Genomic DNA, 21,369 nt, shown 5'->3' with positions numbered 1-21,369 from the left:
ATGGAGCGCATTCCCGCCGCCGCGGTTCGTCTGGAAGGTCTGCTGGGCGAGGCCCTGGACGCCAATCTCGCCGGGCGCCTGTCGCATTTCATCGTCGACGAGCGCAGCCCGGCGATCGAGATCTTCGCCCCCGAGCGGCGCGCGCAGAACCGCGAGGGCGACTGGTACGGCGAGCACGCCGGCAAGTGGATGGTGGCCGCGGCCAAGGCCACCGCACGCTCGGGCGATGCGCAGTTGCTGGCGCGACTGCGGCGCGTGGCCGATTTCCTGGCCGACAGCCAGGAAGCCGACGGCTACCTGGGCACCTACGCGCCGGAACGCCGCTTCATGCGCAAGCAGCCGCCCAAGCCGCTGAGCTGGGACGGCGCCCCCAGCGTGCGGACCTGGGATATCTGGACCCACGCTTATCTGATCCTCGGCTTTCTCGAAATCCACCGACACTTCCCCGAGCCGCGATATCTCGAGGCCGCGCGCCGCATCGGCGATCTGTGCGCGCGCACGCTGGGCGAAGGCGGCATCGACATCACCGAGCTGGGCAACCATCACGGCATGTCGGCGACGGTGCTGATGGACCCGGCGACGGAGCTGTACTTCGCCACCGGCGAGCGCCGCTATCTGGATCTGGCGACGACGGTGCTGGAGCAGGCCGACCTCCATCCCGAACTGGCCCTGCTCAGCCGCGCTCTGGCCGGCGTCGACGCGGCCGAGATCGCGACCGGCAAGGCCTATCAGCTGGCCTGGAACCTGGTCGGCCTGGCCAAGCTGCACCGCGCCACCGGCATCGCCGTCTATCGCGATGCGGTCGAGCGCCTGTGGCGCAGCATCCGCGATCATCATCTGAGCCTGGGCGGCGGCCCCTGGGGCGGCGTCGCCCATCGTTCGCGCGAAGTGTTCAACCCGCCCGGCGTGTTCAGTCCGCACGGCTATGTCGAGACCTGTTCGACCCTGGCCTGGATCCAGTTGAACCGCGAGCTGCTCGCGATCAGCGGCGACGCGCGCTATGCCGAGGAGGTCGAGCGCTCGGCCTATAACGATCTGCTGGGCGCGCAGGCGCCCAACGGCGAAGACTGGTGCTACTACGTGTTCCCGAACGGGCGCCGCGTGCACACCACCTATTGGCGCTGCTGCAAGTCCAGCGGGGCGATGGCGTTGGAGGAACTGCCCGCGATCGCCTACGCGCGCAGCGGCGACGATGGGATCGCGGTGAATCTGTACGGCCCGGGGTGGGCCGAGATCGAATTGGGCGCAGCCGGTCGGGTGCGTCTGGAACAGGCGACCGGCTATCCGTTCGACGGCGAGGTGCGCCTGCGCATCGGCCTGGAGCGCGAAGCGCGGTTCGCCTTGAGGTTGCGCATGCCGTCCTGGGCCGAAGACGCGACCGTGCGCGTCGACGGCGATACGGCCAGCGCCGTGGTCGAGCACGGCGGCTATGCCGTGCTCGACCGCGTCTGGCGCGACGGCGATACGGTGACGGCGCGATTCCCGATGGCGCCGCGCAGCCATCGCGCGCTCAATCGCAACGTGCAGGAATCGCGCGCGCCCGACGGCAGCCCGGTCCGCCAGGAAGTGCTGCGCCACGAATACCTGGGCGTCACCCGCGGCCCGCTGGTCTACGCCTCGGGCCTGATCGACGGTTTCAAGACCGAGGAGACCCTGCGTCTGCCCGCGCAGCCGGAGGCGACTTGGCTGCTGGCGACGCAGGACGAGCAAGGCGGGCCGCTGGTGGAATTGCGCTTGGGCTACCGCTCGCCGCTGGTGTTGGCGCCCTATTACCGCGCTGGCGGCCGCGTCGACGGCGCTTGGCGCCTGACCTGGATGAGTCTGGCGCCGGAGCCCAAGTCATGAGCGCCGCCAAGCAAGATTTTGTGGCGCCAGAACATATGCGGCCTGCCTGTTTCTTTTTGCGGGCACGCGGCACAGTGCAGCCAGCATCACGCCAGGAGTTTCATGGACGCGCAGCGTATGGACGCATTCCGACCTGACCCCAGCACCGGACGCAGCGCGCCGGCGGGGCCGCTCGCGGGCGTGCGCGTGCTCGACCTGAGCGCCTATATCGCCGGCCCCTACGGCTGCGCGCTGTTGGCCGACCAGGGCGCGGACGTGATCAAGATCGAGCCGCCCGACGGCGACAATCTGCGCCAGTATCCGTCGACCCTGCCCAGCGAAAGCCGCGCCTTCCTGGGCGTGAATCGCAGCAAGCGCGGCATCGTGCTGGATCTCAAGCAGGCCGCCGATCACGCCGTGCTGTTGCGCCTGGTGCGCGATGCCGACGTGCTGGTGCACAACTTCCGGCCCAGCGTGCCGCAGCGGCTGGGCATCGATTTCGAGCGCCTGAGCCTGATCAATCCGCGCCTGATCTATTGCGCCGTCACCGGCTACGGCGAGACCGGGCCGATGAAAGACAAGGCCGGTTACGACCAGGTGCTGCAGACCATGACCGGCATGTGCGCCTTGCAGGGCCGGCGCGGCGGGCCGCCGGAGATCATCTACGGTTCGGTCGTCGACTATTACACCGCGGCCCTGCTGGCCGCGGGCGTGTCCTCGGCGCTGTACGAGCGCGAGCGCAGCGGCCTGGGCCAGTTCGTCGGGGTATCGCTGTTGCGTAGCGCCCTGACCATGCAGTCGGCGCGCATGATCTGGGCCGAGGGCGAATCGCTGGACATCGGCCGCGACATGCGTTCCGGCGGCGTCACCGGCATCCATCCCACCCGCGACGGTCATATCTATATTTCCGCGAACACGCCGCGCTTCTGGAAGGCGCTGTGCGAGAAGACCGGGTTGCAAGACCTGGCCGCGCAGGCGCGCTACGACAGCGTGCGCAAGCGCGCCGAGCACGCCGCTGAAATCGTCCCGCGCCTGCACGATGCGCTGGCGCAACGCGGCGCGATGGAGTGGGAGGCCTTGTTCGGCGACGAGGTGCCGTGCGCGGCCGCGCGCCGCATCGAGGACATGTTCGAACATCCGCAAGTGCTGGCCGAGGGCATCGTCGGCACCATCGAACACCCGCGCGTGGGTCGCTACCGCGCGGTCGCGCAGTCGATCAAGTTCGGCCGCACCCCGGGCCCGGCGCCGTTCGCCGCGCCGATGCTGGATCAGGACACGCAGGCGGTGCGGGCGGCGGTCGAGGCCGGCGAGGGCGCGGAGTAGGGCGCCGACGGCTGGAATGAGCGGCCGGAATGAGAGCTCCGTCGCAAACCGCCGGCCGGACGCCGAGCGGACCGATCGGCACCAGTTAGTCACTTTTTAGGCGTCTAGTTTGCCGCGCCCGTCTTCAAGCCCGGCGCCACCGCGGCCGGGCTTGGGCGCGCGTGCGTTCAGGCTGGCCCCAGGCCGCACCGATTTCCCGCACGCAGGTCATTGGCGCGTAAGGCTTTGCGCGTCCGGATGCGACTGAACGGACCGGCGCGGGCCGCCCCGTCGTGCCTGTTCCACGCCGCCTTCTGCAAAAAGAAAGTATTAGAATCATTCGCTTGCACGACTCGGCCGTCATCGGACGACGGCCGGGCGCTGGCGTGATGGGTCCTTTCAGCTGGCCTGCCGTATCGTTCGGGCGGTTTTGGCGTCCGGTGCGGCCGGCTCGGTCCGATCTTCCGTCTTGCCGGCGCAGGTCGGCGTGCAGCGACTAATTTCTTAAGCAGGGAGTGTCTGAGTGTCTACTTGGTTGGTCACCGGCGGCGCCGGTTTCATTGGCGGTAATTTCGTACTCGAAGCGGTGCAGCGCGGCGTCAAAGTCGTGAACCTGGATGCACTGACCTATGCCGGCAACCTCGACACCCTGAGCCCGCTCGACGGCGACGGACGTCACCAGTTCGTACAGGGCGACATCGGCGACGCGGCCTTGGTCGCGCGCCTGCTCGCCGAACACCGCCCCGACGCGGTGATCAATTTCGCCGCCGAGAGCCACGTCGACCGTTCGATCGACGGCCCGGCCGCGTTCGTGCACACCAACGTGGTCGGCACCCTGAGCCTGCTGGAGCAGAGCCGCGATTACTGGAAGTCGCTGGACGCGCCGGGCCGCGACGGGTTCCGGTTCCTGCATGTGTCCACCGATGAGGTTTACGGCAGCCTCGGCGATACCGGCAAATTCACCGAGACCACCGCGTACGCGCCGAACTCGCCGTACTCGGCGTCCAAGGCCGCGTCGGATCATCTGGTGCGGGCCTTTCACCACACCTACGGTCTGCCGGTACTGACCACCAATTGCTCGAACAACTACGGCCCCTATCAGTTCCCCGAGAAGCTGATCCCGCTGATCATCGCCAAGGCTCTGGCCGGCGAGCCGCTGCCGGTGTACGGCGACGGCCTGAATGTGCGCGACTGGCTATACGTCGGCGACCACTGCGCCGCGATCCGCCGCGTGCTCGAGGGCGGACGTCTGGGCGAGACCTATAACGTCGGCGGCGACGCCGAGCGCCAGAACATCGTCGTGGTCAAGACCATCTGCGAGTTGCTCGACCAGCGCCGCCCGCTCGCCGACGGCCGCAAGCGCGAGTCGCTGATCGCCTACGTCAAGGACCGCCCGGGCCACGACCGCCGTTACGCGATCGACGCCTCCAAGCTGCAGGACGAGCTGGGTTGGGCCCCGACCGTGACCTTCGAGCAGGGCATGGCGCTCACCGTCGACTGGTACCTGGACAACCAGCCCTGGGTGCAGCGCGTATTGGACGGCAGCTACCGACTCGAACGCATCGGGGGAGACGGCGCGTGATAACAGATGCCGACAAGGCATCTGCTGCGCCGTCGAGCGCCCGGCCATGGTTGGCCGGGCAGGACCATCCGCAAGTGATGGGGTTGCGCCAGGGATGGCGGCAAGACTATTCGGAGTTCAATTGATGAATCGCAAGGGCATCATCCTGGCCGGCGGCTCCGGCACCCGGCTGTATCCGATCACCCAGGCGATCAGCAAGCAGCTGTTGCCGGTGTACGACAAGCCGATGATCTATTACCCGCTGAGCGTGCTGATGCTGGCGGGCATCCGCGACGTGTTGATCATCAACACCCCGCACGAGCAGGCTCTGTTCCGCCATCTGCTGGGCGACGGCTCGCGCTGGGGCATGAACATCGAATACGCCGCGCAGCCCAGCCCCGACGGGCTGGCGCAGGCGTTCCTGATCGGGCGCGAGTTCCTCGCCGGCGGTCCCAGCTGCCTGGTGCTGGGCGACAACATCTTCCACGGCCCCGGCCTGACCGCGATGCTCAAGCGCGCCGATCAGCGTGAGCACGGCGCCACGGTGTTCGGCTATTGGGTCAACGATCCGGAGCGCTACGGCGTGGCCGAGTTCGATGGCGAGGGCCGGGTGATCGGGTTGGAGGAAAAGCCGGTCGAGCCGCGTTCGAACTACGCCGTGACCGGTCTGTATTTCTACGACGGCCGCGCCAGCGATTTCGCCGCCGAGCTCAAGCCCTCGCCGCGCGGCGAGTTGGAGATCACCGATCTCAACCGGCGTTACCTTGAGGAAGGTTCCTTGCATCTGGAGCAGCTCGGTCGCGGCTACGCCTGGCTCGACACCGGCACCCATCAGTCGCTGCTGGAAGCCTCCAATTTCATCGAGACCATCGAGGCGCGCCAGGGCCTGCGCATCTGCTGCCCCGAGGAGATCGCCTGGAACAACGGCTGGATCGACGCCGACCGCTTGGTCGAACTGGCCGCGCCCTTGGCCAAGAACGGCTACGGGCAGTACCTGCTCGGTCTGGCCAAGCGGGGTTTCGTACCGTGAAGGTCATCGAAACCGATCTGCCCGGTTGCGTGGTGATCGAACCGCAAGTGTTCGGCGACGCGCGCGGCTTTTTCTTCGAGTCCTTCAATCGCGACAAGCTGGCCGCGCACGGCCTGTCGCCGAATTTCGTCCAGGGCAACGTGTCCTCGTCGGCGCGCGGCGTGCTGCGCGGCCTGCACTACCAATGGCCCAATCCGCAGGGCAAGTACGTGTCGGTGATCGAGGGCGAGGTCTGGGACGTCGCCGTCGACATCCGTCGCGGCTCGCCGCACTTTGGCCGCTGGACGGCGGTGCTGCTGAGCGCCGAGAACCGGCGCCATTTCTGGATACCGGAAGGTTTCGCCCACGGCTTCTGCGTGCTCAGCGAGCGCGCGGTGTTCACCTACCTGTGCACCGCGACCTACGACGCCAAGGCCGATGCCGGCATCCGCTGGGACGATCCGGCGCTGGCGATCGACTGGCCGGTGAGCGAGCCCTCGCTGTCGGACAAGGACGCGCGCGCGCCGCTGCTGGCCGAGGTCGCCGAAGACCGCCTGCCGATCTACGGCGCATGAGCAAGATCCTGCTGCTGGGCGCCAACGGCCAGGTCGGTCAGGAGCTGCGGCGCAGTCTGGCGCCCCTGGGCGAGGTCGTGGCGACCACGCGCAGCGGCGAGCTGCCCGACGGCGGCCGCTGCGAGGCGCTGGATCTGGCCGAGCTCGACGCGATCGCGGCCTTGATCGAGCGGGTGGGGCCCGACGTGGTCGTCAACGCCACCGCCCATACCGCGGTCGATCGCGCCGAGGACGAACCCGAGGTCGCGTTCCGGGCCAATGCGCAGGCGCCCGGCCGGATCGCGCAGGCTTGCGCCGCGCGTGGCGCGACCTTGCTGCATTACTCGACCGACTACGTATTCGACGGCAGCGGCACACGCCCGTATCGCGAGGACGACGCCACCGCGCCGCTGGGCGTGTACGGCGCGAGCAAGCTCGCCGGCGAGCAGGCCATCGCGGCCAGCGGCGCGTCTCATCTGATCCTGCGCACGGCCTGGGTCTACGCCACCCATGGCGCCAACTTCCTGCGCACCATGCTGCGCGTCGGCGCCGAGCGCGACGAACTGCGGGTGGTCGCCGATCAGATCGGCTCGCCGACGCCGGCCTGGCTGATCGCCGACGTCAGCGCGGTCATCCTGCGGCAGGGCTTGGCCGAGTCCGGTGTGCGTCACCTCGTCGCCGGCGGCGAAACCACCTGGCACGGCTTCGCCGAGGCCATTTTCGAGCGTGCGTTCGCGCAGGGGCTGATCGCGCGCAAGCCGGTCGTGCACCCGATCGCGACCGCCGATTACCCCACGCGCGCGCGCCGCCCAGCCTATTCGGTGCTGGACACCGCCCGCCTGCGCGGCGAGTACGCGCTGGCTCTGCCGGACTGGCGCACCGCCCTGGATAGGACGCTGTCGACAGATTCGGCAAAGTCTCCAGCCTGAACCCGCTGACGGGTAGGGGCCTGTATGCCCTGAGCCGTTGGATGGGTTAGGCTAGGCGCGAGCCGTTTTTTCGCGTCGTTTTAGGGGATAACCGAAATGAAAAAGCTGCACCTAGCGGTGCTGGGCCTGGCGCTGTGCGCGGCCTCGGCACAAGCCGCCGATGCGCCGTCCGGCGCGCCCTCGATCGCCGACTTCGTCCGCCATTCGACCTACAGCGGCGCCAAGATCTCGCCCAGCGGCGAGTACCTGGCGCTGACCGTGGACCGCGGCGACCAGGACGTGTTGACCGTGCTGCGCACCAAGGACCTGAGCCTGGTCAAGGTCAATCAGCTGCCTGATGAGAAGAGCGTCGGCCAGTTCGAATGGGTCAGCCCCGAGCGCCTGATCTTCAACTCGGTCAAGAAGCTTGGCCGTTACGCGCAGCCCTTCGGCACCGGCGAGTGGTACGGCGTCAACGCCGACGGTACCCAGCCGCGCCCGCTGGTGTTCTACGGCACCCGCGACGCCACCCAGCGCGGCAAGCAGGTCGGTAACGAGCGCTTCCAGCTGCTCGACACGCTGCCCGACGACGACGTCAACGTGATCATGGCGGTGACCTCACCGCGTTCGAACGAGGGTGTGGGCACCGAGCTGGTGCTGTTCGACACCCTGACCGGCCGCCGCAAGTCGCTGGCGCGTGCGCCGCGCGAGAACTGCGAAATCGCGCTCGATGTCGCCAAGGCGCCGCGTTTCGCCATCTGCTACGACGACGAGGATGCGCAGGGCAACTTCGACAGCCAGAACGAGCTCTACCGCCGCGGCGACGACGGCAAGTGGACCCTGATCAACAGCTCCAAGAGCTCGGGCAAGCACCTGAGCGTGATCGGCACCTCCACCGACGGCCTGATCTATGCCAACCAGAGCGACGGCAAGAAGCCGGAGGCGCTGGGTACCATCGACCCGGTGACTGGCGCGTTCAATACCTTGTTCGAGGATCCGGTCTCCGACCCGGCCAGCTACATCACCTCGGCCGACGGCGACACCATCCTGGGCGTGATCACCGAGGCCGGCGCGCCGCGCGTGACCATGGTCGACGAGAAGCACGCCGACGCTGAGATCTACGCCTCGCTCGCGGGCGCTTTCCCGGGCCAGCTGGTGCGCTTCTCCAGCGCCACCAAGGACGGCAAGAAGATCGTGGTTTCGGTGGTCAGCGACAAGAACCCGGGCGAGCTGTACCTGTACGACCGCGACACCGGCAAGGCGCGCTTCCTGATGCAGGGCCGCAAGTGGCTGGACCCGAAGAAAATGGCCAGCGTCAAGCCGTTTTCGATGACCACCCGCGACGGTCTCAAGATCTACGGCTACCTGACCATTCCGCACGGTTCCGACGGCAAGAACCTGCCGATGATCGTCAACGTGCACGGCGGCCCGATGGGCCCGCGCGACAACTGGGCGTTCAACTGGGAAACCCAGTTGCTGGCCAGCCGCGGCTACCTGGTGATGCAGATCAATTACCGCGGCTCGGGCGGCTTCGGTAAGGGCTTCCAGGACATGGGCTACGGCACCTGGGCCACCGGCATCATGAACGACATCATCGATGCCACCAAGTGGACCATCAACCAGGGCTATGCCGACGAGGATCGAGTCTGCATCTACGGCGGCAGCTTCGGCGGCTACGCCTCGCTGATGGCGCCGACCATCGACCAGAAGCTGTTCAAGTGCGCGTTCGGCTACGTCGGCGCCTACGACATCGACGTGCAGTTGACCAAGAGCGATACCTCGGATCGCGAAAGCGGCCGTCGCTACATGGCGCGCGCCTTCGGCAAGACCAAGGCCGAGCAGGACGCGATGTCGCCGGTCAAGCACGCCGACAAGTTCAAGATCCCGGTCTACCTCGCCGCCGGCGCACGCGATCCGCGCTGCCCGCCGGAGAACACCGAGTCGATGAACAAGGCCCTGATCGCGGCCGGCAATCCGCCGGAAGGCATGATCATCCAGTCCGGCGAAATGCACGGTTTCTACAAGGAAGAAAACAACCAGCGCCTGTACACCGAGATGCTGGGCTTCTTCGACCGCCATATCGGCGGCAAGGTCAACGTCGGAGGCGCATCCAAGGCGAACTGAGCCTAGGTGCGAGTATCCAGGCAGTAAGCCGCGGCCACCTTCATCGGTGGCCGCGGTCGTTTCCGGCATGGAGCGCCGAAGTAGATGGCTTGAAGAATCAGGGGTGCTCAATGATGAAACTGTTGCATGCCGTGGTCCTGGGTGCAGGACTGTTGATCGCCATGCCGGCGTTCTCCGCCGTCAATGTGGAGGCCTTCGTTCGCCGGGACCGCTTCAACGAAATCAAGCTCTCCCCGAATGGCGAGTACCTCGCCGCGACGGTGCCGCTGGAGGACCGCACCGCACTGGCGATCATTCGTCGCTCCGACAACAAGGTGACGGCTGACTTCCGTCTCGAGAAGAACACGCATGTGGCCGAGTTCTGGTGGGTGAACCCGCAGCGCGTGTTGATCAGCATGACGCGAACTTTCGGCGACAGAGACACGCCATTCCGGGACGGGAATCTGCTCGCGATCAACGCCGATGGAACCGATCCAGAACTGCTGGTTGGGCAGTCCGTGCGCGGAGAGGGCGCAAAGACTCGTATTCAGCCGAAGAAAGTGGAGCAGGTGGCGGCATACCTGGCCGACGGACTGCGGGAGGATGAGAAGAACGTCATCATTTCGGTGTCGCCCTTCGGTTACGACACCTACTCGCGGGCGGACGAAATGGACGTCTACACGGGTCGCCGTGTGACTGTGGCGCGAGCGCCCGTCAGAAACGCCAGTTTCGTCACCGACAATCGCGGTAATGTTCGCTTCGCGTTCGGTTTCGGTGCCGATAACGTGCGCAAGCTGTATTACCGAGGCGGTGCGGATGCTCCCTGGGAGCAGATCGGCGACGAGGCCGGCACCGGCATGGCGGAAGTGCCGTTGGGCTTCTCCGAAGACGACAAGATCGCCTACTTGCTGGCCGAGCAGAGCAACGGCCCCGACGCCATTGTCGCTTACGACCCTGTCGCGCGCTCGCGCACTCAAGTCATGCGCGATGCCCGGGTAGACCCGGACGAGATCGTCTACCGCAAAGGCACGATTCCGGTGGGAGCCTTCTTTGTGGACGGCAAGCGCGAGGCCAGGTTCTTCGATGCGAGCGCTCCGGAAGCCGGCATCTATCGCGCGCTGGCTCCCGCATTCGGCGCCGATTCGATACGTGTCACTTCGATCACCGACGACCAGAAACTGGCGCTGGTCGAGGTGAGCAGTGGGCGAAATCCGGGCGACTTCTATCTCTACGATACGACCACCAAAAAGGCCAACCATCTGCTGAGTCGGCGGGATTGGTTCGACCCCGAGAAGATGGCGGAGAAGAAGCAGGTCTCGCTGCAGGCTCGCGATGGCTTGAGCCTGCGCGGATACTTGACCCTGCCGAGCGGCAGCCCGGGCAAGAATCTGCCTATGGTGCTGTTGCCGCACGGCGGCCCCTTCGATGTCCAGACCGTCTGGAGCTTCGACGGCGAGGCCCAACTGCTTGCTGCCGCGGGCTATGCCGTGCTTCAGGTCGATTTTCGGGGCTCCAGCGGCTATGGGCGACAGTTCGTGCGCGCAGGTGCCCGCGAATGGGGCGGGAAGATGCAGGACGATCTGACCGATGCCACCCGCTGGGCCGTACGGGAGGGCATCGCGGATGCGAACAAGATATGCATATACGGCGCCAGCTACGGCGCCTACGCCGCATTGATGGGGACTGCAAAAGAAGCCGGTCTGTATCGCTGCGCGGTCGGCTATGTCGGTGTGTACGACCTGCCGGCGATGCACACGTCCGGCGATATCCAGAATCGCGGTTCCGGCGAGGCCTACCTGCGTGAATGGATAGGAGTGCGCGAGGAACTCGCTTCCGTATCACCAGTGAGAATGGTCGACCGTATCAAGGTTCCGGTGTTCCTTGCAGCCGGTGGGCGCGATATGCGCGCGCCGATAGAGCACAGCATTGGAATGGAAAAGGCCCTGCGCAAAGCCGGGGTGCCGGTGGAGACCCTGTACTTCGATATGGAAGGCCACGGCTTCTACACCGAAGAGCATCGTCGCGAGTACTATTCCCGGCTGCTGGATTTTCTGGCTCGTAGCCTGGGCGGTCTGACCGCCGCGCCGCTGGAGCCTGCCGGTCGCAAGTGAAATGGCGCTCGTTTCGCGTGATTTAAAGGCATCCGCGCACATGCTGCGAGATCGCTTGCGTCGATGGCTACAATTGTTTTATGGATGCGCCGTCAGGCGTATCGCAATCACGGGGATGAGACGAAATGAAGCAATACCTCAGTGCAGCACTGCTGTGCGCCGGGCTGATGGCCGCGCCGGTCGCATCGGCGGTCAACGTCGATGCCTACATCAAGAAGGACCGGTTCAACGAGGTCAAGATTTCGCCCAATGGCGACTACCTTGCGGCGACGGTGCCCTTCGAGGACAAGACGGCGCTGGTGATCCTGCGTCGGTCGGACAACAAGGTCACGGCGAATTTCAGGCTAGAGAAGAATACGCACGTAGCTGGGTTCTGGTGGGTCAATCCGGAACGCGTCGTGATCAGCATGGCGCGCAAGATCGGCGCGCTGGACAAACCTCAGTGGGACGGCAATCTCTATGCCATCAACGCCGATGGAACCCAGCCCGGTCTGCTCGTGGGACAGAGCGTGCAAGGCGCGGGCCTGGGGACCAAGATCCAGCCGAAGAAGGTCGAGCAGATCGCCGCCTTCATGGTCGACGAATTGGCCAACGACGATAAGAACATCGTAATCTCGGTGCAGCCTTTCAGCGACGACCCTTACACCCGCGTCGAAAAGATCGACGTTTACACGGGACGTCGCTCGCCGCTGGCGCGCGCGCCGGTGCGTAATGCCGACTTCATCACCGACAATCAAGGCTTGGTCCGCTTCGCGATCGGCTACGGCACCGACAACGTCCGCAAGCTCTATTACCGCAAGACCGAGAGCGCGGAATGGGAGTTGATCAGCGCCGACAACATCGGCGAGGGCATCGAGATCCCGGTCGGTTTCTCCGCGGACGACAAGACCGCCTATTTCCGGGCCGAGCGCAAGAAGGGGCCGGACGCGATCGTGGCCTACGATATCGCGACCCAGAAGCGCAGCGATGTGTTGCAGGATGCCAAGGTCGACCCGTCGACCTTCATCTATCGCGGCAACTCGTATACCCCCGTCGGCGCCTTCTTCATCGATGGCAAGCGGGTCACCAAGTTCTTCGATACGGCGGCTCCCGAGGCTCGCCTGTACAAGAGCCTGGAATCCGCGTTCGGCGGCGACCCGGTGCGCATCACCTCGCGCAGCAGCGACGGTCGCCTGGCCCTGGTCGAGGTATCCAGCGGGAACAACCCAGGCGATTTCTTCCTGTTCGACACGACCGCGAAGAAGGCCGAGCACCTGCTCAGTCGCCGCGATTGGTTCGACCCGGCAGAGATGGCGGAGAAGCGTGGCATTTCGCTGAAGGCGCGCGATGGCTTGGCGCTGCAGGGCTACCTCAGCCTACCCAAGGGCAGCAGCGGCAAGAACCTGCCGATGGTGGTCATGCCGCACGGAGGGCCCTACGACATCCAGGATCCCTGGGGCTTCGACGAGGAAGCGCAAATGTTGGCCGCGGCCGGCTACGCGGTGCTGCAGGTCGATTTCCGCGGCTCCAGCGGTTACGGTCAGGCCTTCGTGCAGGCCGGCGCGCGCGAATGGGGCGGTAAGATGCAGGACGATGTCACCGACGCCACGCGCTGGGCTATCCAGCAGGGCATCGCCGACAGCGGCCGCATTTGCATCTACGGCGCCAGCTACGGCGCTTACGCCGCACTGATGGGCGCGGCCAAGGAACCGACCCTGTACAAGTGCGCGGCCGGCTATGTGGGTGTCTACGACCTGCCGAGCATGCACAACACCGGCGACATCCAGCGGCGCGGTTCCGGCGAGACTTATCTGCGCGAGTGGATCGGCAGTCGAGAGGAGCTCGGCGCGGTGTCGCCCACGCGCATGGCCGACCGTATTAAGGTGCCGGTATTCCTGGCGGCGGGCGGTGAGGACGAACGCGCGCCGATCTCGCACAGCAAGATGATGGAGCAGGCGCTGCGTAAAGCGGGCACTCCGGTGGAAACCCTGTACTACGACACCGAAGGCCACGGCTTCTACACCGAGGCGCACCAACGCGAGTACTACACCAAGCTGCTGGCGTTCCTGGCGCGTAGTCTTGGCGGCCAAGTGGCGACGGCACCGGCGACGAAGCCTGCGGCGGCCAAGTAAGCCAGCGGTCTTGCGCTCGGATTCGTTCGGGGCCGGCCGCAGCCATCAGGCAAAAGAAAACGGCGCCGCAAGGCGCCGTTTTCTTTGCGTTATCGCTTAGACGAACGGGGGGGCTTACTTCACCCCATGCATCCACTTGCGCAGCAGCGGCGACAGCAGGAAGTACAGCACGCCCGAGCCGACGCCGATCCACATCATTAGCTGGAACAGCTCGCCGTACTTGGCGCTGGCGGTGACGAAGTCGACCGCGGCGCCTTCCGGCAGGTCCAGCGAGGCGAGCTTGCCGAACTGCGCGGCCAGCACTTCCGAGTAGGCGGTGGCCAGCCAGAAGCCGCCCATCATCAGGCCGACCACGCGCGCCACCGACAGTTGGGTGACCGCGGACAGGCCGATCGGCGACAGGCACATTTCGCCGACTTCGAGCACGAAGTAAGCCAGCACCAGCCACCACACGCTGGCCATCGTGCCGCCGGCCGTGGCCTGGGCGGCCAGCATCAGCGGGACGAAGGCCAGGCCGGCGACGATCAGGCCGATGGCGATCTTGGCCGGCTTGCTCGGGTTGAGCCCGCGCCGCTCCAGCCACGGCCACAGCCAGGCGAAGATCGGCGACAGCACGATGATGAAGAACGCGCCCAGGAAGGTCAGCGAACTGGCGGTCTGCGGCTTCAGCACCACGTCGTGGAAGGAGGCCACCGCCAATCCCAAGGCCAGCAGACCGACCATGGTCTTGGCCAGTCCGGCGTTGCCGCGATCGCTGGCCTTCAGAGCGGCGATCATCAGGAACGGGCTGGCCGCCAGCAGGAACAGCGACCACGGCAAGGCACCGCTGCTGATGCCGCTGAGGCTGGGGAACATATCCTTGGTCAGCAGGCGGTCGCTGAAGGTGATCCAGCTGCCGTAGGTCTGCTCGTACAGCGTGAAGAACACCAGTACGCCGACGATCATCAGGAGCAGCGAGATCATCTGCTCGCGCTGCACCTTGTTGCATTTCGTGATCAGGAAGTAGATGAACCACAGACCGAAGCCGGCTGCGATCAGGTGCATGGCGCCATGCACGGTCGCGGTGCGCTGGATCAGCTGCCAGACCACGGCTACGCCGGCGAACGAGCCGAGGTAGATCCACCACTCGCGCGACAGGCCTGCGATGCGTTCGCGCAGCAAGCCGGGATTCGTTGGGGCGGCATGGCCGTACAGATACTTCTGGCCCCAGATGAACATGATCAGCCCGGCGACCATGCCGACGCCGGCGGCGCCGAAGCCGTACTTCCAGCCATAGGTCTCGCCCAGGAAGGCGCAGATCAGACTGGCGAACATCGCGCCGACGTTGATGCCGGCGTAGAACAGGGTGAAGCCGGAATCGCGACGCGGATCGTTTTCGGGGTAGAGCTTGCCGACGATGGTCGAGATGTTCGGCTTCAGGAAGCCCACGCCCATGATGATCAGCGCCAGCGACAGGTAGAACACCTGCAGCGCGGCGGCGTCGCGTTGGATCGTGCCGTCGGCCAGTCGAACGGCCTGGTGGCCCTCGTAGGCCATGCCCAGATGGCCCAGCACCAGCAGCACGCCGCCCAGCACCACCGCCTTGCCCATGCCCAGGTAGCGGTCGGCCAGCACGCCGCCGATCACCGGCATGGCGTAGACCAAGCCGCCGTAGGCGCCGAGCAGGTCGTAGCCGGCGTCGTCCGTGAACAGGTGGTACTTCAGCAAATACAGCAGCAGCAGCGCCTTCATGCCGTAGAAGGAGAAGCGCTCCCACATCTCGGTGAAGAAGCAGACGTAGAGGCCTTTGGGATGGCCGAAGAACTCGCCGTGGGCCGGCGTCGATGCGGTTGCGGGTACGGTCACAACGGGCTCCGTAGGGAGGGGCTTGCGGGACGGCATTCGGGACAATCGGGGGAGTATAGCGGCGCCGGCCCGGTCGCCCGATCCGGCCCGGGCCCGCCCCCGGCCTTTGCGGGTCCCCGCCCGGACCCCTACCATCGACGTTTTGGCCCCGCCCGGAGTTCCCATGAACCTGCGTCACGCTGTCCTGCCGTTGCTGATCGCGGCCGCGCTGCCCGCCACCGCCGCCCCGCGCGGCTTCGAAGTGCGCGACATGGCCACCATGGACCGCGTGTCCTCGCCGACCGTGTCGCCGGATGGGCGCCGGCTGGTGTTCGCCAAGCGCAAGGTCGATTTCGCCGCCAACAAGTCCAGCACCGGCCTGTTCGTCGAAGACCTGTTCGCGCGCGATGCGGCGCCGCCGCAGCCGCTCACGCCCGCGGGCTGGAGCGTGAACTCGCCGGCCTTCTCGCCCGACGGCCGCACGGTTTACTTCCTCAGCGCCAAGTCCGGCAGCCAGCAGCTGTACTCGATCCCGGCCACCGGCGGCACGCCCAAGCAGCTCACCGCGTTCGCGGCCGACGTCGGCAGCTTCCAGCTTTCGCCCGACGGCAAGCGCATGGCCTTCAGCGCCGAGACCTACGTGGACTGCGCCGCCGACCTGGCCTGCAGCAAAAAGCGCGTCGACGAGCGCGCGGCTAGCAAGGCCAGCGGCGTGGTCTTCGACCGCATGTTCGTACGCCACTGGGACGCCTGGAACGACGGCCGTTTGAATCGTCTGTTCGTGGTCGCGCTGCCGCAGGCGAACAAGCAGGGCGTGGTCAAGCCGGTCGCCGCCGCCACCCTGATCGGCGCCGACGTGATCGGCGACGTGCCTTCGCGCCCGTTCGGCGACAGCAGCGAGTACGCCTGGGCGCCCGACGGCGAGTCGCTGGTGCTGAGCGCGCGCCAGGCCGACGCCAAGGAGCCTTGGTCGACCAACTTCGATCTCTATCGCGTGCGCGCCGACGGCAGCGGCGCCGCTCAGAACCTCACCCCCGACAATCCTGCCTGGGACACCGGCCCGGTGTTCAGCGACGACGGCGGCACCTTGTACTACCGCGCGATGAAGCGTCCGGGCTTCGAGGCCGACCGTTTCGGCCTGATGGCGCTGGACCTGGGCAGCGGCCAGCGCCGCGAGATCGCGCCGAAGTGGGACCGTTCGGCCGAGAACATCGTGCTGTCCGCCGACGGCAAGACCATCTACACCACCGCCCAGGACCTGGGCCAGTTGCCGGTGTTCGGCGTCGACATCGCCAACGGCAGCGCGACCCGCGTGATCGGCGAGGGCAGCGTGTCCTCGCTGGTGCGCGGCGGCCCGACCCTGGCCTTCACCCGCAACAGCCTCAAGAGCGGCGACCAGGTCTTCGTCGGCGGCGTCGAGGGCGCGCCGGTGCGCGCGATCACGCCCAGCGCCAGCGAGATGCTCAAGGACGTGGCTTTCGGCGACTACGAACAGTTCGAGTTCAAGGGCTGGAACGGCGACACCGTGCGCGGCTACGTGGTCAAGCCCTGGAACTACCAGGAAGGCCAGCGCTATCCGGTCGCGTTCCTGATCCACGGCGGCCCGCAGGGCAGCTTCGGCGATGGCTGGAGCTATCGCTGGAACCCGCAGACCTACGCCGGCCAGGGCTACGCCGTGGTCATGATTGACTTCCATGGTTCCACCGGCTACGGCCAGGCCTTCACCGATGCGATCAGCCAGCATTGGGGCGATCGTCCGCTGGAAGACCTGCAGAAGGGCTGGGCGGCGGCGCAGAAGAAGTACTCCTTCCTCAACGGCGACAAAGCCTGCGCGCTGGGCGCGTCCTACGGCGGCTTCATGGTCAACTGGATCGCCGGCAACTGGAACCAGCCCTGGAAGTGCCTGGTCAATCACGACGGCGTGTTCGACCAGCGCATGATGGGCTACGCCACCGAGGAGCTGTGGTTCACGGAGTGGGAGCAGGGCGGCACGCCTTACGCGGTGCCGAAGAACTACGAGCGCTTCAACCCGGTCAACCACGTCGACAAGTGGCGCGTGCCGATGCTGGTGGTGCACGGTCAGCTCGATTTCCGCATCCCGGTCGAACAGGGTCTGGCCGCGTTCACGGCGCTGCAGCGCCAGGGCATCGAGTCCAAGTTCCTGTACTTCCCCAACGAGAACCACTGGGTGCTCAAGCCGCAGAACAGCGTGCTCTGGCACGACACGGTCAACGGCTGGCTGAAGCAGCACATCGGTCAGTGAGTTTGCGCCCCTCTCCCGCGCGCGGGAGAGGGTTAGGGCGAGCGCGGGTGTGCGACAGCGTAGGCTGCCTAAGTCGCAGACGCGCCGCATCGCACGCAGCCGTTCGGCATGGCGATGATGCGGTTGTCACCGCATCCTACGAATCTCGAAAAAAGGCCGCCCAAGGGCGGCCTTTTCTTTGCGGCGATACGGCGCCCTCAACAACAGCGCGACCGGCCCTTCCCGTACCGCGCCAACATCCGCTCATGGAAGAAGGCATCGCGCGACATCGGTGCTACATCCGGATGCGCGCGCCGCATGTGTTCGACGTAGTAGTCGTAGTCGGGTATGCCGATCGCCAGGCGCGCGGTCTGCGCCGCCGTGCGCCACCAGCGCAACAGCAGCGACCAGACCAGCAGACCGGCCTCAGCGAGCCAGCGTATCGAGCGCGACATAATCGCTCTCCTTGGCCGTGGCCACGTTGTTGCGACGCGCCGCGAAGGCCGCGCGCAGGCCGAAGAACACCGTCGCCACCACCACCGCGACGAACAGCGCGGTCAGGCCGGCGTCGAGGTAGTTGTTGAACACCACCCGCTGCATTTCCTCGACCGACTTGGCCGGCGCCAGCACCTCGCCGCGCGCGGCGGCGTCGGCGAACTTGCGCGCGTTGGCGATGAAACCGATCTTGGGGTTGGGGTCGAACAGCTTCTGCCAGCCCGCGGCGAGGGTGCAGATCAGCAGCCAGACGGTCGGGATCAGCGGAATCCACAGGTACTTCTCGCGCTTCATCTTCACCATCACCACGCAGCAGAACACCAGCGCCAGGCCGGCGAGCATCTGGTTGGCGATGCCGAACAGCGGCCACAGGGTGTTGATGCCGCCCAGCGGATCGACCACGCCCTGGTACAGGAAGTAGCCCCACATCGACACCGCGAGCAGGGTGCTGGCGATGTTGGCGGCCCAGCTGTCGGTGCGCTGGAACGGCGCGTAGGCCAGGCCGACCAGCTCCTGGATCATGAAGCGCGCCACGCGTGTGCCGGCGTCGATGGTGGTCAGGATGAACAGCGCTTCGAACAGGATCGCGTAGTGGTACCAGAAGGCCATCATGCCGTCGCCCGGGATCAGCCCGTGCAGGATCTGGGCCATGCCCACCGCCAGGGTCGGGGCGCCGCCGGTGCGCGACAGGATCGTTCCTTCGCCGATTTCCTTGGCGGTGGCGGTCAGCACGTCGGGGGTGATCACGAAGCCCCAGTTGGAGATCGCCAGGGCGGCCGATTCGGCGGTGGTGCCGATCAGCGCGCCCGGCGAGTTCATCGCGAAATAGACGCCCGGCTGCAGCACGCAGGCGGCGATCAGGGCCATGATCGCGACGAAGGCTTCCATCAACATGCCGCCGTAGCCGACCAGGCGGATGTCGCCTTCGCTGGAAATCATCTTGGGCGTGGTGCCCGAGGAGATCAGCGAGTGGAAGCCGGACACCGCGCCGCAGGCGATGGTGATGAACAGGAACGGGAACAGCTTGCCGGAGAACACCGGGCCGGTGCCGTCGACGAACTGGGTCATCGCCGGCATCTGCAGATGCGGCGCGGCGATCACGATCGCCAGGGCCAGCACCAGCACCGTGCCGATCTTGAGGAAGGTCGACAGGTAGTCGCGCGGCGCCAGCAGGAACCACACCGGCAGCACCGAGGCGATGAAGCCGTAGCCGATCATCAGCCAGGCCAGGGTCGTGCCCTTGAGGTGGAAGATCTCGCCCCAGGTCGGGTCCGCGGCGACCTTGCCGCCCAGCCAGATCGCCAGCAGCAACAGGACGAAGCCGACGATCGACACTTCCAGGATGCGGCCCGGGCGGAAGTAGCGCAGGTACACGCCCATCAGGATCGCGATCGGGATGGTCATGGCGACCGTGAAGGTGCCCCAGGGGCTTTCCGCCAGGGCCTTGACCACCACCAGCGCCAGCACCGCCAGCAGGATCACCATGATCATCAGGATGCCGATCATCGAGATCACGCCGGCCGCGGGACCCATCTCGGCGCGGATCATCTCGCCCAGCGAGCGCCCGTCGCGGCGGGTGGAGAAGAACAGCACCAGCATGTCCTGGACCGCGCCGGCCAGGACCACGCCGAACAGGATCCACAAGGTGCCGGGCAGGTAGCCCATCTGCGCCGCCAGCACCGGGCCGACCAGCGGGCCGGCGCCGGCGATGGCCGCGAAGTGGTGGCCGAACACCACGCTCTTCTCGGTGGGGACGTAGTCCAGGCCGTCGTTGCGGCGCCAGGCCGGGGTCGCGCGGCTGGGATCGACCAGCAGGGCGCGCTGGGCGATGAAGCGGCCGTAGAAGCGATAGGCGATGGTGAACGTGGAGACCGCCGCGACCACCAGCCACATCGCGCTGATGGATTCGCCGCGGTTCAGGGCCACGGTACCCAGGCAGAACGCTGCCAGTACCGCGAGCAGGCCCCAACCGAGCCAGGACAGAGCTTTCATCGACGCCTCTCCAAATGGACTTGGGCAGCGTCGCCCCTGGGTCCGCCCGGGGTCAATGCGCAGTGCGGCATCGGGGCTAGTACTTTGGTCTAAGGCCGGGCGATGGCCGCTATTCATCGGCGCGCGACGGCCCAGGCTCTGCTCAGGGGTAGGAGCGGCGTGAGCCGCGACCGTGAGGCTTCGGCGACGACGCGGTCGCGGATCGCGGTTGCGCGGCTATGGGATATAGCGCGGTTCGCGGCATACGCCGCTCCTACCCCAAAGCGGATGCGTGGCGGATGTCGGGTGCCGCTTGGGCTACAACCACTTCGCGCGGCGCAGCAGGCCGAACAGGACCACGCAGACCACGGCGGTTATGCCGATCACGATCCAGTAGCTGTGCTCGCCCGCGAGTTCCGGCATGTGGACGAAGTTCATGCCGTACCAGCTCGCGATCAGGGTCGGCGCGGCCAGCAGCGCGGCCCAGCCGGCCAGGCGCTTGACCACCTCGCCCTGGCGGATGGTCACCAGCGACAGGTTCACGCTCATCGCCGCGGTCAGCATCTCGCGCAGGGTGTCGGTGGTTTCGTTGATGCGCACGGCGTGGTCGAGCACGTCGCGGAAATACAGCTGGCTTTCCTCGTCGATCAGGGCGCTGCGCGAGCGCGCGAGCTGGCCCAGGATGTCCTGCAGCGGCGATACCGCCATGCGCAGGCGGGTGAGCTCGCGCTTGAGGTCGTAGAGCTTCTCGACCGTGCCCTTGCGGAAGTCCTCGGCGAACACGTCCTTTTCCAGCTCGTTGAGCTCCTGGCTGAACTCGTCGACGATCGGGGTGAAATTGTCGACCACCATGTCCAGCACCACGTACAGCGCCGAGGCCGGGCCGTGCCGCAGTTCCTCGGATTCGCGCTCCAGGCGCAGGCGCGCGGCCGCGTAACTGCTGGAGGCGCCGTGGCGCACCGAGACCAGGTAGCGCGGACCGACGAACAAGTGGGTTTCGCCGAAGCGGATATGGCTGTCGACGGTCTGCGCGGTGTGCACGACGATGAACAGCGAATTGCCGTAGGTTTCGATCTTGGGGCGCTGGTGGGCGTTGTGCGCGTCCTCGATCGCCAGATCGTGCAGGCAGAATTCTTCCTGCAGTTTCTCCAGGATGCCTTCGTCGGGCTCGTACAGGCCGACCCAGACGAAGCTGCCGTCGTCGACCGCGAGCACGTCGCTGATCTGGTCCAGGCTGATGTCGCTGCGAACGCCTTCGCGGCTGTAGGCCGCGCAGTTGATCACGCACTGAGGCAGGTTGGGATCCTTCATCCCGCGCATCGTGCCCGTGCGAGGCCGCGCGGGCAAGCCGCGC

General features: G+C 66.5%; 14 protein-coding genes. 10 read left to right on the top strand and 4 right to left on the bottom strand.

What is annotated here, in order from left to right:
• The 9 genes from ASE43_RS06155 (at position 1) to ASE43_RS06115 (ending at position 13,483) form a co-directional block, all read left to right on the top strand.
• A complete protein-coding gene (locus ASE43_RS06155; protein WP_057159758.1) occupies positions 1-1,845 on the top strand; it encodes a beta-L-arabinofuranosidase domain-containing protein in 1,845 nt (614 codons plus the stop codon).
• Between the two features lie 102 nt (positions 1,846-1,947).
• Positions 1,948-3,147 carry a CoA transferase gene (locus ASE43_RS06150; RefSeq protein ID WP_235568651.1) on the top strand — a complete coding sequence of 400 codons (1,200 nt, stop codon included), beginning with the start codon at positions 1,948-1,950 and terminating at the stop codon, positions 3,145-3,147.
• Positions 3,148-3,649: 502 nt separating this feature from the next.
• Complete coding sequence (gene rfbB, locus ASE43_RS06145; RefSeq protein ID WP_057159757.1) at positions 3,650-4,708, top strand: dTDP-glucose 4,6-dehydratase; 1,059 nt, start codon at positions 3,650-3,652, stop codon at positions 4,706-4,708.
• A 121-nt stretch (positions 4,709-4,829) separates the two neighbouring features.
• On the top strand, positions 4,830-5,717 hold the full coding sequence (gene rfbA / locus ASE43_RS06140; RefSeq protein WP_157499674.1) for a glucose-1-phosphate thymidylyltransferase RfbA: 888 nt from the start codon (positions 4,830-4,832) through the stop codon (positions 5,715-5,717).
• Positions 5,714-6,271 (top strand): dTDP-4-dehydrorhamnose 3,5-epimerase, encoded by a 558-nt coding sequence (gene rfbC / locus ASE43_RS06135; protein WP_057159755.1) that lies wholly within the window; start codon positions 5,714-5,716, stop codon positions 6,269-6,271. The genes rfbA and rfbC overlap by 4 nt, the downstream gene beginning before the upstream one ends.
• Positions 6,268-7,179, top strand: a complete 912-nt coding sequence (gene rfbD / locus ASE43_RS06130) for a dTDP-4-dehydrorhamnose reductase (RefSeq protein ID WP_057159754.1) — start codon at positions 6,268-6,270, stop codon at positions 7,177-7,179. Before rfbC ends, rfbD begins: the two co-directional genes overlap by 4 nt.
• Before the next feature lie 96 nt (positions 7,180-7,275).
• Positions 7,276-9,282 carry a S9 family peptidase gene (locus tag ASE43_RS06125; protein WP_056181431.1) on the top strand — a complete coding sequence of 669 codons (2,007 nt, stop codon included), beginning with the start codon at positions 7,276-7,278 and terminating at the stop codon, positions 9,280-9,282.
• Between the two features lie 110 nt (positions 9,283-9,392).
• Positions 9,393-11,372, top strand: coding sequence for a S9 family peptidase (locus tag ASE43_RS06120; protein ID WP_082607125.1), 1,980 nt, complete (start codon positions 9,393-9,395; stop codon positions 11,370-11,372).
• Between the two features lie 398 nt (positions 11,373-11,770).
• Positions 11,771-13,483, top strand: a complete 1,713-nt coding sequence (locus ASE43_RS06115) for a S9 family peptidase (protein WP_235568650.1) — start codon at positions 11,771-11,773, stop codon at positions 13,481-13,483.
• Positions 13,484-13,597: 114 nt separating this feature from the next.
• Here ASE43_RS06115 and ASE43_RS06110 read toward each other — a convergent pair whose 3' ends face one another.
• On the bottom strand, positions 13,598-15,328 hold the full coding sequence (locus tag ASE43_RS06110; RefSeq protein WP_057159753.1) for an oligopeptide:H+ symporter: 1,731 nt from the start codon (positions 15,326-15,328) through the stop codon (positions 13,598-13,600).
• A gap of 163 nt (positions 15,329-15,491) precedes the next feature.
• Between ASE43_RS06110 and ASE43_RS06105 the strand changes: the two genes are divergently transcribed.
• Entirely contained in the window at positions 15,492-17,570 is a 2,079-nt protein-coding gene (locus ASE43_RS06105) for a S9 family peptidase (RefSeq protein ID WP_057159752.1), read from the top strand.
• A 197-nt stretch (positions 17,571-17,767) separates the two neighbouring features.
• On the opposite strand, the gene ASE43_RS06100 is transcribed toward ASE43_RS06105, so the two are convergent.
• From ASE43_RS06100 to ASE43_RS06090, 3 genes are all read right to left on the bottom strand, one after another.
• Positions 17,768-18,004 carry a YbdD/YjiX family protein gene (locus tag ASE43_RS06100; protein WP_082607122.1) on the bottom strand — a complete coding sequence of 79 codons (237 nt, stop codon included), beginning with the start codon at positions 18,002-18,004 and terminating at the stop codon, positions 17,768-17,770.
• Complete coding sequence (locus ASE43_RS06095; protein WP_057159751.1) at positions 17,976-20,036, bottom strand: carbon starvation CstA family protein; 2,061 nt, start codon at positions 20,034-20,036, stop codon at positions 17,976-17,978. Before ASE43_RS06095 ends, ASE43_RS06100 begins: the two co-directional genes overlap by 29 nt.
• 297 nt (positions 20,037-20,333) lie before the next feature.
• Positions 20,334-21,335 (bottom strand): magnesium and cobalt transport protein CorA, encoded by a 1,002-nt coding sequence (locus ASE43_RS06090; protein ID WP_056181441.1) that lies wholly within the window; start codon positions 21,333-21,335, stop codon positions 20,334-20,336.
• Between the last annotated feature and the right edge of the window lie 34 nt (positions 21,336-21,369).

The sequence above is a fragment of the Lysobacter sp. Root983 genome (assembly GCF_001429345.1).
GTDB lineage: Bacteria > Pseudomonadota > Gammaproteobacteria > Xanthomonadales > Xanthomonadaceae > Lysobacter.
This window is presented reverse-complemented; position numbering and strand designations above follow the sequence as displayed.